General features: G+C 47.3%; 10 protein-coding genes. 6 read left to right on the top strand and 4 right to left on the bottom strand.

Going from position 1 to position 12,807, the window contains the following annotated elements; genetic code table 11:
• Together V6C93_RS23150 and V6C93_RS23145 are read left to right on the top strand one after the other, a co-directional pair.
• On the top strand, positions 1–192 hold a 192-nt coding region (locus V6C93_RS23150), incomplete at its 5' end, for a transposase (RefSeq protein ID WP_333479033.1).
• A gap of 134 nt (positions 193–326) precedes the next feature.
• Positions 327–1,631 carry a glutamate-5-semialdehyde dehydrogenase gene (locus tag V6C93_RS23145; protein ID WP_333479032.1) on the top strand — a complete coding sequence of 435 codons (1,305 nt, stop codon included), beginning with the start codon at positions 327–329 and terminating at the stop codon, positions 1,629–1,631.
• A gap of 472 nt (positions 1,632–2,103) precedes the next feature.
• On the opposite strand, the gene V6C93_RS23140 is transcribed toward V6C93_RS23145, so the two are convergent.
• Together V6C93_RS23140 and V6C93_RS23135 are read right to left on the bottom strand one after the other, a co-directional pair.
• The gene (locus V6C93_RS23140; RefSeq protein ID WP_333479031.1) at positions 2,104–4,452 is read right to left on the bottom strand and encodes a glycosyltransferase; all 2,349 of its coding nucleotides are present in this window, start codon (positions 4,450–4,452) and stop codon (positions 2,104–2,106) included.
• Between the two features lie 51 nt (positions 4,453–4,503).
• Positions 4,504–5,736 (bottom strand): HlyD family secretion protein, encoded by a 1,233-nt coding sequence (locus V6C93_RS23135; RefSeq protein WP_333479030.1) that lies wholly within the window; start codon positions 5,734–5,736, stop codon positions 4,504–4,506.
• Between the two features lie 512 nt (positions 5,737–6,248).
• Between V6C93_RS23135 and folB the strand changes: the two genes are divergently transcribed.
• The 3 genes from folB to V6C93_RS23120 all read left to right on the top strand — a co-directional run bounded on the left by folB (position 6,249) and on the right by V6C93_RS23120 (position 8,712).
• On the top strand, positions 6,249–6,605 hold the full coding sequence (folB, locus tag V6C93_RS23130; RefSeq protein WP_333479029.1) for a dihydroneopterin aldolase: 357 nt from the start codon (positions 6,249–6,251) through the stop codon (positions 6,603–6,605).
• Positions 6,606–6,635: 30 nt separating this feature from the next.
• A complete protein-coding gene (locus V6C93_RS23125) occupies positions 6,636–6,776 on the top strand; it encodes a hypothetical protein (RefSeq protein ID WP_333479028.1) in 141 nt (46 codons plus the stop codon).
• Between the two features lie 229 nt (positions 6,777–7,005).
• Positions 7,006–8,712 (top strand): PAS domain S-box protein, encoded by a 1,707-nt coding sequence (locus V6C93_RS23120; RefSeq protein ID WP_333479027.1) that lies wholly within the window; start codon positions 7,006–7,008, stop codon positions 8,710–8,712.
• A 161-nt stretch (positions 8,713–8,873) separates the two neighbouring features.
• Here the strand turns inward: V6C93_RS23120 and rpsU are convergent, their stop codons facing one another.
• Positions 8,874–9,050, bottom strand: a complete 177-nt coding sequence (gene rpsU, locus V6C93_RS23115; RefSeq protein WP_333479026.1) for a 30S ribosomal protein S21 — start codon at positions 9,048–9,050, stop codon at positions 8,874–8,876.
• A 182-nt stretch (positions 9,051–9,232) separates the two neighbouring features.
• Positions 9,233–10,198, bottom strand: coding sequence for an aldo/keto reductase (locus tag V6C93_RS23110; RefSeq protein ID WP_333479025.1), 966 nt, complete (start codon positions 10,196–10,198; stop codon positions 9,233–9,235).
• Between the two features lie 413 nt (positions 10,199–10,611).
• Between V6C93_RS23110 and V6C93_RS23105 the strand changes: the two genes are divergently transcribed.
• Positions 10,612–12,807 (top strand): glycoside hydrolase family 31 protein (locus V6C93_RS23105; protein ID WP_349262810.1); only part of this gene is annotated, 2,196 nt, incomplete at its 3' end.

Here is a 12,807-nt window from a genome sequence, read left to right as displayed (position 1 = left end):
GCTAAGGTCGAAGTGGTCAAGCGCAGCGAAGCGGGGTTTCAGGTTTTACCAAGACGATGGGTCGTTGAACGTACTTTGGGTTGGTTGGGACGCTATCGACGCCTAAGTAAGGATTACGAACTTTTGCCCGAGGTAAGCGAGTCGATGATTTATGCCGCTATGGTACGACTAATGCTCCACCGTCTCGCCTGATGAACACACCTCAACCGCGTCTTTCTGTTTACTTTATAAATCAGCTCTAAAGCCAAGGCCAGAAAAGTCGGTGAGTAGGAAGGTCAGCAATTTGCTAAAATTGGGGGTTACATGTCGGTACCTGCTCTACAGCCATGACCGCTTCTCAAGTTGCATCCCTTCCCCTAACCGCGATCGCCAAAGCTACTCGTCAAGCTGCACGTCAGTTGGCGGTACTCCCTACTGAGGCGAGAAATCAAGCGATTGAAGCGATCGCACAAGCCTTAGAAGCTGCTACCCCGGAGATTTTGGCGGCAAACGCGGCTGATTGCCACGCGGCACAGGCAGAAGGAATTGCCAAGCCGCTGTACAGTCGGCTGAAGCTGGATGAGACGAAGCTGAAGGCAGCCATTGACGGTGTACGAGATGTGGGTAAGCTAGCTGACCCCGTTGGCACTGTGCAAATTCAGCGCGAACTGGATGAAGGATTAATCTTAAAACGGATTACCTGTCCTGTGGGAGTTTTGGGAATCATCTTTGAAGCGCGTCCGGATGCCTTAATTCAAATTACATCCTTGGCGATTAAATCGGGGAATGGGGTGATTCTCAAAGGGGGCAAAGAAGCGCTTCGTTCTTGTGAAACCCTAGTGAAAGCGATTCATCAAGGATTATCGACAACATCGGTAGACCCAGCCGCCGTTCAATTGCTGACAACCCGAGAAGAAATTCGTGCCTTGTTGCAGCTAGATGAATATGTGGATTTAATTATTCCCAGAGGGTCTAATGAATTTGTGCGCTATGTGCAGGAAAATACTCGCATCCCGGTGTTAGGACATGCCGATGGGATTTGCCATCTATATATAGATAGTGCGGCAGAACTCCAGAAGGCGGTCGATATTACCGTTGATGCGAAAACGCAATATCCAGCCGTTTGCAATGCGATTGAAACGCTGCTGGTACATTCTGCGATCGCACCAGCATTTCTACCTCTAGCCGCAGCCGCCTTACAAAGGCGTAACGTTGAATTACGAGGGGATGAGGCAACCTGCAAGATTCTGGATATCGCCGCCGCCACAGAGGAAGATTGGTCTACGGAGTACAACGATTTAATTTTGTCGATTAAAGTGGTAGACTCCCTGGAAGAGGCAATGAATCACATCAATACCTATGGTTCTCGGCATACAGATGCCATTGTGACCGAAGACCCAGACATTGCTGAAACCTTCCTCGCTCAAGTCGATTCTGCGAATGTCTTCCACAACTGTTCCACCCGCTTTGCCGATGGCTTCCGCTATGGCTTTGGCGCAGAAGTGGGAATCAGTACCCAAAAGATGCCACCGCGTGGGCCAGTAGGATTAGAAGGATTGGTCACGTATAAGTATAAAGTGACAGGTAACGGTCACATTGTCGCCCCTTACGCCGGGAAGGATGCCAAACCCTTTACCCATCGTGATTTCTAATGGAGTCGTATGTAGGGTGGGTTAGGCGCAGCCGTAACCCACCAATGAGGATGTGCCTTTAACGTTGCATCATGATTTATGCAAGTCTACTGTTTGAACACATCATTGATGTTCTAGTTGCGCCTACCAGTAGGTGTTTTTCTGAACGATTCAAAAATTGCGGTTGTATTCCTTTAAATAGAATCAAATGTTATTTGTTTTTAAAATGATAAATAAAAGTGATTAATAGCGGATTTTTGTTAATACACACCACCGAACGTACCACCATGCCCCACTTAGAAGAGAATGCACCCCTCTGACCGCCTCCTTAATCGTCTAATTGCTCTTAGAGAGGACGTTGTAGGCGTTATATTGGGCAAATGGCTCGTCCAGATGAGCGAACGGAGCGTGAAAACACGCCCTAGGCTTGTTGAAAAAAATCTTGTGGGATGGGCAAGATGCCCATCCTAGCGATTGCAGTTCCAGAGGACTATTAGCGATCGCGTCCAGGAGATGGGCGATCGTATACTGTCATTAAAGGTCTAAATTTAAGAAACGCAGACAGCATCGCGAGAAAAGCATCTAACCCTCCCACTCGTTTACTCTGCTTCCACCAAGTCTTCTCCGTATAAAGCATCTCAATCAGATGACGACTCTGTTCAGCCGTCAGGTTAGTAAACTGCAATGAAACATGAGCAAACTGATGATTGAATCGAGACTTAATCACTTTAGCTTCCACAGAAAAGCTACGCTCCAAAAACTCCAACACCACTGGCGACTTTTTGGGAATAGGATGTTCAGTGATCAGCGTCAATTTAGCACCTCCTTCCGAGACATCCTCTGTATGACCCCAGTAGGCGCGTGCAGCAGAACTATCACCGTCAGAGAAATTGTCCCAAGAAATCTTACAAGCTGTACGCAAAGGAAAACGGTCGAACAATCGACGTTCAGGCTGATCGATCGCCGCCAGAACGGCTACAGCTAAGATTATAAAATTGTGAATCAACCAGAAATAGACTAGCCCAAACTCAGGAGAGATAATCGCCTGCCACACTCCCATGCGGTATCCCACCAACTGTAATGATATAGCAACCACTGTTAGCGCCATCAGCACCAGCAACGGCCAAGTAGCGTGGAGATTGTAATTCTTGGAATGGGCTGTAACACCTTTGGGGGTGACGGCAAAGCCTTTTCCAAAGGGTTTCCTCAGCGTGGTGAAGAGGCGTCGCAAGCCAGGAAAACAGAATATCGTTTCGTAAACTTGATTAAAAAAGTAAGATGCGTGATATTCCGAAGCCCATCCTGTCGTGCCAGCCATTAACACCAGAAAAGGAATACCGTAATAGATAATTTCGGGCAGTGTACAAATAACGGGTGAAATACCTACATACAAGCTCACCAAAGGCGTGAGCAGGCATACGGCACGGATGAAGGGTTGGAAGCACCCCATCAAGTGCATGACCATATAGGATTTTTGCACCCAATTCAGCTTACTCGACCAAACTGGGACTTCTTTAAAGCAGTAGAAAATCTGAAGATTACCTTGCAACCAACGCAGCCGCTGCTTCATAAAATCTGCGTAGTTGCGGGTAGACTCTCCCATACTGAGCGTTTCGTTCAAGTAAATAACACGCCATCCACGAGTTAGCAGTAAGGTCGAGGTGGACGAGTCCTCGGAAACGCAACGAGTAAAGTAGCCTCCAACAGACTCTAAAGCCTTGCGCCGAATCACATAAGAGGTGCCGCAACACATAGCTGTGTTGGCCGCATCCCGCGTGGATTGGTCATACCGAAAGAACATGGCTAGGTCGTTGGGGAACAAGTGAGCAAGACCTAGGTTACGGACATGGTGATCCGGGTTGTAAAAATCTTGTGGCGTCTGAACGATGGCAACATCCGGCTTCTGAAAGAAGCCAACGGTACGAGTCAAGAAATGCTTGAAAGGTACAAAATCCGAATCCATCACCGTAATCAGCTCTCCGTCGGTTTGGAGGAGAGCGTTATTCAGGTTCCCCGCCTTGGCATGTTTGTTGACAGTACCCGGTTCTCGACTGATATATTCACAGCCTAATTCCTCAGCCAGTTGCCGGATATTGGGACGAATCATGTCATCGAGGATGTAAACTTTCTTGTTGGGATAGTCCATCGCCTGACAACCGACTACCGTCCGACGCACAATGAACTCCGGTTCGTTGTAGCTAGGAACAAAAACATCCACTGATGGCACGTATCGACCTGAAAGAATATCCTGACTGTAGCGATTAGCCTGAGCCGTCCGTAAATCAGCATTTGACCAAATCGTTTGCAGGCTATTCAAGACCAGCATCACGAAACCGAATACCTCAACGGCGTATAAGAACACACTCACAGAGGAACTTAGCCAGTTCGTAAAGTTCATCGTATCGCCCAAGGTGCGCCAAAGCATGTAGCGCACAGCCAGAACAAGAATGATGCTCTTGACGATTAATCGAGTCCAGTTCGTCGATGGAATCACCCGTGTCAATACGCAGAGGATAGCCGCAGCAGCCAGAGGCCAAAGGGTTTCCCAGGTGTTTCCCGGTAGTTCCAAAAATTCCGGCAGGTAGCGAACACCAGGGGGAGTTAATGGCTTAATAAAGGGACTGATAAAAACAGAGGATGGACTGGAGAGTTCTACGGGAAGGAAGGTCGGCCCAGTGCTAGTCCAACTTGTGATATAAACCGTAGCTACAAACAAAATTGCACTAGCAATAAAAAATCCCCCAATCCAAGGAGAAATTAATGTTTTTGTTTGGGTTCTAGGAAGAACTTTGAGTTGAGGCGTGGGTGTAGGTTTGGAAGCTGGACGAGTGGTAAGACGCATAGGAGTCTATAGGGAAGACGAGAAGCTTAAGGATTAGATGACAAGGGAAGTTCAATTCACCTCAAAGGTGACCCGACCGGTATATCCGACGAAGCATAAATGGTTAGGCGAGCCTTTTGGAGTCGCTGTATCGAGCTCTACACGCACCTGGCTCTGGCGGGGCATATTCGGAGTAATGGGTACAGCAACATCTTCGCCAGCCGTTAAGCGTCCGATGCCAGAACGGATCATGCTCACACGTCCCTGCAAAACTTGAGACTGGAAACCGTAAAGTTTAATCGTGGCGGCAGTTCCTGGGTGAATAGAACGTACTGCCTGTTCATCGATGAAGACATCAACCCAACGCCTGTTACAGTCGAGTAACTGTCCTAGCCTATTTCCCTGCTGTACAAATTGTCCCTTCTGAACTGATAGATGCCAGAGCACTCCAGAGGTGGGAACCTTGACCACAATTTTCTCTTTTTGCTCCATGTCCCTTTTGGCCTGAATCAGCTCGGCCTGGGCATTTTTGATATTCTCTGTTAAGGTTGCGATCGCTTTGCGTTGATCGGCAATCTGAAGTTGCACTTCTTGCAAACGAATTCTCGGGTCAAAGTTACTGCGACTTCTCGATAGGTTGAGTCCAAGGGTAATCGCCTTGTGATTAGAACGGACAGCTTTGAGGCGAGATTGCAGGCTACTGACCGAATTCTTACTTTCCTCTAGTTCTCGTCTGGCAGTATCTAATTGAACTTGAGCCAAAGCACCTGCTTGGGCTAAGAAACTGGAGCGATTGTAACTGACTTGGGCAATCTGATAACGAGATTGAGCGCTCTGTAGCTCTGCTTCCACCTGTGCTACAGATTCTTGCGCTTCGAGATTTTCCAATTGGGCTTGATTTTTCTGGTCGTCTAACAAGATTTGCAACAGTGACAGTTGTCGGTCTAACTGAGACTGTGCCCGTTCCAGTTCACCTTGTTGCTGAGCGATTCGACTCTTAATTTCTTGAACCGGAAGCTTACTAACTCGCTCGTTTTGAAGTGTAATAACGGTTTTTTCTTTAGGAATCGCTTCCCCTGTTTTGACCTTGAGTTCCGTGACGGTACCTTCTAGGGGGGCATTAATATCAATTAATGTTCCATTAATGACGGCATCACGGCTAATCACGGAGGTCAGTCTGTCATGCAGTAGACGCATTGACAAAATCACTAATCCTGTACCTGCGATCAAAATCAGCAGATTAGATAAGAGAGATCGCGGTATTTTTTTTTCTTCGTGTAGTGTGGTATTTGGGTAGCCCTGCATAGAAAAATTTAGCCAATTAGAAAACCGCTCCTCAAAACTTTAGCTAGATGAAGCAAGATGAAGAGTTCTCGGGAAAACACAACCCGGAAAAATAATATTTCTTGATTAATTTTTGCCTTGCAATGAGTAGTAGAAGATCGGCAAAAAAGTTCGTGAATTACTGAAAAATAATCTAGTTGAATAGTACTAGATAATGTCCAATGTGAACATCTTTATTCCACCTTCTTCATCGTATCTACATAAAGGGATAGGGCTGTAAACCGTGAAAAAGAGCCGCAAACTCGGCATTTGTTTAGATTTGGACTGGTGCGCCTCTGGCTAAGGTCAGAACCTTATATGAAGTTTTGGTAAAGAGACTGAAAATTATTGGTGTCAAAACTTACACATAACCTCGTAGGCGTGTGGAGTTGCGTTCAAAGAGAGTAGATGACTGGGATGGGAAGATAGGGGGATAGGGGAAAATAAAGTAGTACGTTTGACGGCAAGTGTGTTTAACTAAAAATTAAAATTCGATGGACTGCATTCAATTAACAGGGATTCGTTGCTACGGATATACAGGTTACCTACCAGAGGAGCAGGTGCTAGGACAGTGGTTCGAGGTTGATCTAACGTTGTGGCTTGACTTAACATCGGCAGGAGAGAGTGACGACATTGCTGATACGCTGGACTACCGCCATGCCATTGAAAAAGTCAAGCAGTTAGTGAAAACATCGAAGTTTGCATTGGTGGAAAAGTTGGCGAGCGCGATCGCAGCTACCCTATTACAATTGGAGCAAGTGCAGCAAGTCCGGGTTCTGTTAAGCAAACCCGCCGCCCCTATCCCCGACTTTGGCGGCCAAATCACCATTGACATCACCAGAGCGCGTTAGCTGAAAAGTGATTAACATGTTTTTGGTGGGATGAGTCAGAAAGCTCATCCTGATTATGCTTGCTTAGAGGCGTATCAGGTTAGTGCGAAAGAAGAAGACACCGTTTGGACAGATACAGTGTTGTCAGAGAAAGCACTGCCAAACCCTGAAAAATTTGCAATGATAGTGTAGTCGAATCCCAAAATAAGCCAAAGTAAGGATTAATACAATACAGTAGTCTCAATCACTACGCAGTGATTTCGATCACCTAAATTGTAACTTTTAATCACAAAAGAGACGGATAACTGTCACCTGCTGGGAGCGCGAAATATCGCAGAATGTATATGTGCTGCATCACCCAGCAGGTGACCGAAAGGTTAAATAATGTTGGAGGTGGGCTAGAGAATTCAGCAAATGAGCCATGTTCCTACGCCGTGACAATTTCTCAGCTAGCTCTGCCGACCGGGTAGAGTACTATGAAAAAGTTCACAACAACCTTGTCGAACGGACAAAGCAATTGAAACGCGCTAATCACGAACTAGCTCATCAAATTGCTGAGCGTCAACGGGTGGAAGAAGCTCTAAGGCAAGCGGAGCAGAAGTATCGCAGTATCTTTGAAAACGCCGTCGAAGGAATCTTTCAAACTACGCCTAATGGAAGCTACCTAGACTGTAACCCGGCGCTGGCACGCATCTACGGCTACGAATCAGCCGAAGAATTGCTCAAAAATTTAACTGACATTGGGCGGCAGCTTTACATAGATCCGAACCGCCGTCAGGAATTTATTGAGCGCCTGCACACTTGTGATGCGGTATCTGACTTTGAGTCTCAGGTTTATCGCAAAGACGGCAGTATCATCTGGATTTCGGAAAATGCACGGGCTGTGAGGAATGAAGATGGCACATTGCTTTACTATGAAGGCTTCGTCACAGATATCACTCAGCGAAAGTTAGCCGAGGAATCTTCGCGGCGATCAGAAGCGCAACTGAGAGCCAAAGCCGAGCAACTAAAACAGGCATTGACTAAGCTACAGCAAACCCAAGCCCAGTTGATTCACAACGAAAAAATGTGCAACTTAGGGCAGTTAGTGGCGGGTGTTGCTCATGAGATTAACAATCCAGTCAACTTCGTTTGTGGCAATCTTATCCCTGCCACTCAATATGTCGATGATTTATTAGACCTCCTGAGGCTCTACGCCAAACACTATCCCCAGCCGATACCCGAAATCCAAGCCAGAGCTGAAGCAATCGATCTGGAGTTTTTAATTGAAGATTTCCCAAAAACCTTGTCATCGATGCAGTTGGGAGCCGATCGCATTCGTCAGATCGTTCAATCCTTGCGGAGTTTCTCACGGATTGATGAAGCCGAAATGACACGGGTTGATATTCACAAAGGCATTGATAGCACCTTGTTAATTATCAACAATCGACTAAAACCAAAAGGTACTCATTCGGGGATTACGCTGATTAAAGAATACGGGGAACTGACCTTAGTGAAGGGCTATGCTGGTTTATTGAACCAGGTGTTTATGAATTTGCTGTGCAATGCGATCGATGCCTTGGAGGATTGCCCCCCAGAACTCTGTGGGGAAAAGGGTTTTGAAGAGCATTACAGGGCTTTAAACGTCAATGCATTTAGCAATAGCCAAGCCTATTCTGGAAGGAATCGGTCTGGCACACAAGCGCGGCAAACTGGGTGTGTTAGCGTGAGCGAACACCCTGGGGATAGTGCCTTGAGAGACAAGGAAACACTAGCAAGTCCACCCAGCACAACTATAACCTCAGTCTTCTCTCAGCAGGCTGACTCCGCGTCTGTGTACTCCCCAACCGAATCGCCCAAAATCATCCGAATTTGTACAGAAATCATCGACGGAGATTCGTCAGCTCAGGAGAACTCTGTTCCACGAGCTGTTATTAGGATTATCGACAACGGGCCGGGGATGCCCGAAGATATCAGGTCGCAAATATTTGACCCCTTTTTCACCACAAAACCAGTAGGCAAAGGTACTGGTTTAGGGCTCTCCATCAGTTATCAAATTGTTGTCGAAAAACACGGCGGTCAGTTGCAGTGTATCTCTGCACCCAACCAAGGAACGGAATTTAGGATAGAAATTCCAATTCAACCGTGAAGACGTGCCCGTGCACGTCTTCATAATAATCCTAGATTGTTTCCTAAGATGGCATTGTGCTTAGCGATTTATCTGGCTTGCGCCTCTGGTAAGACCCCTCCTATAGCCGTAATATTCGACACATCACGGAACGAAAACCCTTTTCATGCCCATCATCACAGCTAACGCCAGCGCTTCTTCCGGCGTGCAATTTCCTTGCGCTTACGTTTTTCAATGGGAGTTTCAAAATGGCGATGCCGCCTGACTTCTGTCAAAATCCCAGCTTTTGAGACTTGACGCTTAAATCGACGCAATGCTGAATCAATACCTTCGTTTTGACCAACAAGTACCTGAGTCATCTACTTACTTATCAACATTCAAGACTGACAGCGAATTTTTGATTAACAAGAGCGTTAATCGGAGGAAATGGGCAGAACAACAAGCCAAATGGGGCTTTGATTCGGTGAGAAGCTTGTCAATAAGGAACAACATAGCCTTTAGCCGAATCCATTGCTCGATAAATACCCTAGCATAATTGTTTTCACGAATCCCAGTCCCACATAACCGGATTATTGTCTAGATGATCTGTGACTTGACGTCCGATCGCGTCAATTTCCTGGAGTTCGTCATCCGATAGCTTCACCTCAGCGGCTTTGGCATTTTGAGAGGCTTGTTCGGCATGGCGTGCTCCTGCGATGGCATTGGTTTGCGGCTGGGCAATCAACCAAGCCAGAGATAACTGAGCCAGAGTACACTGATGACGTTCTGCAATGGGGCGAAGCTGAGCTAGGGCTTGCTGCACTCGCTGGTAGTTCTCACCCTTAAACAGCTTATTATTTTTGCGATGATCGCCTTCCTCTAACTTGCGATCAGGGCCAAACTTGCCCGTTAGCAGTCCCTGAGCTAAAGAGGAGTAAGCAAGGATAGAGATATTGTTCTGGACACAGTAAGGCATAGCCTCCGTTTCCACTTGACGCCAAAACAGAGAATAGGGTGGTTGCAAGCTATCAATACGCCCATACTGTAAAGCTTCTGCGATTTGGGCAGGGGAGAAATTAGAAACACCGATCGCTCGAATCTTACCTTGCTCCTTCAACTTGTTCAAGGCGCTCATCGTTTCTTCAATGGGCACGATTTCACTTTTAAAAGCACCTGAAGGCCAGTGAATCTGGTATAGGTCGATGTAATCTGTCTTGAGCCTCTGCAAGGAACTCTCACACGCTTCGATGACCTGGTCATATTTGAGATGGTTGGCAAACACCTTGCTGGCATAAGTCACGCGATCGCGAACATCGGAAAGTGCTTGAGCGACGATTTGCTCTGAGTGACCATTACCGTAAACCTCTGCTGTATCAACCGTTGTAATCCCTACATCAAAAGCAGCGCGTATAGCTTTAATGGTTTCGGCATCTTCAATTCCAACCCACATGCTTTTTCCAGCCTGCCAAGTCCCCATAATGATGGGGGTGATTTTTACATCAGAGGTGCCTAATTGCCGTGTTTCCATTTCTAACTCTTTGTTTGTACGATTTTGCCTTTGATTGGGATGCTTTAAATTGTCGCTGATGATACCAAACTATTGTCTGAAGTCCTGTTGCAAGAGGTGAGCATCCGTGTACTTGCGATCGCAAACTAGTTCTAACAGTCTATATCCATATTCCTAACCTTTGGAAACTGATTAAGAGGCTTCCTATAAATCAATTATCAAAAGGGTATCGCTAATTTAGACTGAGTGGCTAGTGCATTGGGCGTTTTTTATTTGGAAGTTCCAGAGTATTATTAAATACATTTTTTTGTTAATTGAAATCTTACTAGAGATTGATGCTGATTTGAATAGAGTTCTGCCCATCATAAAAGAGTTTATTGATTAGAAGAATTTTCAGTTAGCTAAAAATATTGACCTAGCGATCGCAACAACCTATGGATTTGTTCAAGAAGATATCATTGCAATTACGTTTTTTTTGGGGCTCGCTCTTATACTTGACCTATGCTCCCAAGGCATTCCTGTACTCGCGCAATCGCGATCGCATCGAACGCGAGTTTCCCATTGAGCAGAACGAGGACACCTTTGACAGCCCCGGAAAAATGCTCCGAGCTGAACCGAAGCCTAGAGGTGCTCGCTTCTACTTCGAGCAAGCAGAACTGGAAGTCTCTTTTTTAACCCCCGATCTAGTGCGAGTGGACTGGTACCCTGGCATCCCTCCGATTCATTATGCAATTCACCGCAAAGATTGGCCTGAAGTCGAAACGACGTTAGACGAGACCGTTGAGGGCTGGACTGTATCGAGCAAAAACCCGGCAGAGCAGGACTCTCCAGCGTTGAAGGTGATCATCAAAGCTGATGGTAGCGTGAAATTCTACAGCTCAACCGGGCAAATCCTACGGGAAGAACTGCCACCGCAACGCTCACACCAAGGGTGGACTCATCGAGCACAACTCAGAGAAGACGAACACATCTACGGTTTGGGAGAACGAGCCGCACCCCTAAACTTGCGTGCTGCTAGGGAGCTAACGGAGAAAGGGGAATTGACTGATTGCCCCAAAACCTTTCGCATGTGGAACTATGATGCGGCGGGCATGTACGGGCCGGGAGCCGACCCCATGTATATTTGCATACCCGTGTATTTGGGTCTTCACTCCTCTGGAAGTTACCTGATTTTCTACGAGAATACGTTTGAAGCTTATTTTACCTTTGAGGATGTAGCCACAGCGGCTTTTGAAGGAGGAGCGCTGCGTTACTACGTAGCGGCTGGTTCACCCGCTCACTTGCTGGAGCGGTATACCGAGTTAACCGGACGCCCTCCACTGCCCCCTCGTTGGGCATTAGGGTATCACCAGTCACGCTGGGGGTATCGTACCGAAGAGGCCGTTCGAGAAACGGTTCAGGAGTTTAAGTCGTATAACCTGCCTCTGAGTGCAATTCACCTCGATATTGACGTTCAAGTTGGCTACCGAGCGTTCACAATCCACCCCGATCGCTTTCCCCAATTACCCAGCTTCACGCAAGAACTTGCAAAAGATGGGGTGCGATTTATCTCTATTCTCAATCCTGGAATCAAGTACAGCTACCAAAGCCAACTCTTCCTCGAAGGTCGGGTACTCGACGCCTTTTGCAAACTTCCCAACGGTAAGCCAGTCGTTGGGCCAGTCTGGCCTGGTTGGTGCGTCTTCCCAGATTTTACGAAGCCAGTGGTTCGCACTTGGTGGAGTCGGCAGTATGAATATCTCCTGGATGTGGGTGTAGCCGGATTTTGGCACGACATGAATGAGCCTGCGGCGTTTATCCTCTGGGGCGATCGCTCTCTACCCAAAGTAACCCAGCACTTCATGGAAGGGAGAGGTGGCGACCATCGCGAAGCCCATAATGTGTATGGGATGCTGCAAGCTAAGGCGGGGTATGAAGCGCTGTGCGGGTATCGACCGCAGCAACGTCCATTCATTGTCTCCCGTGCAGGTTGGGCGGGATTGCAACGCTATGCTTGGACTTGGACAGGCGATATCGAATGTACTTGGGCGGCGATGCGCCAAACTGTAGCAACGGTAGTCGGCTTAGGACTTTCAGGAATTCCTTACAGTGGGCCAGATATCGGCGGTTTCCAAGGCAATCCTCCGGCAGAACTATATTTGCGCTGGTTCCAAATGTCCACGTTTCTGACGTTCTACCGCAGTCACTGCTCGAACAACGTTGAGTATCGCGCACCTTGGACGTATGGCGAACCTTACCTAAGCATAATTCGGGAATTTTTGCAACTGCGTTACCGACTGCTGCCCTACTTTTATACCTTATCATGGGAGGCAAGTCAGAAGGGATATCCTCCAGTTCGTCCGGCTTTTTGGGGTAACAGTGATGACTCTCGATTCTGGGCGGTAGATGATGCGTTCTTTTTGGGGGATGCGTTATTAGTGTGTCCGGTTTTTGAAGACGGGGCGCGATCGCGAAATGTCATCCTTCCCAAGGGACGTTGGTATAGTTTCTGGAATGATGAAGTCTTTGAGGGTGCAGCAGAAATTGTGATCGAGGCTCCTCTAGAACAGATGCCACTGTTGGTGAGAGCGGGAACAATACTCCCGATGGAATCAAACCACCAATTGATGCTTCACCTCTACCCACCCGTG

Origin of the sequence: Allocoleopsis sp. (genome assembly GCF_036703385.1) — a bacterium.
Classification (GTDB): domain Bacteria; phylum Cyanobacteriota; class Cyanobacteriia; order Cyanobacteriales; family Coleofasciculaceae; genus Allocoleopsis.
This window is presented reverse-complemented; position numbering and strand designations above follow the sequence as displayed.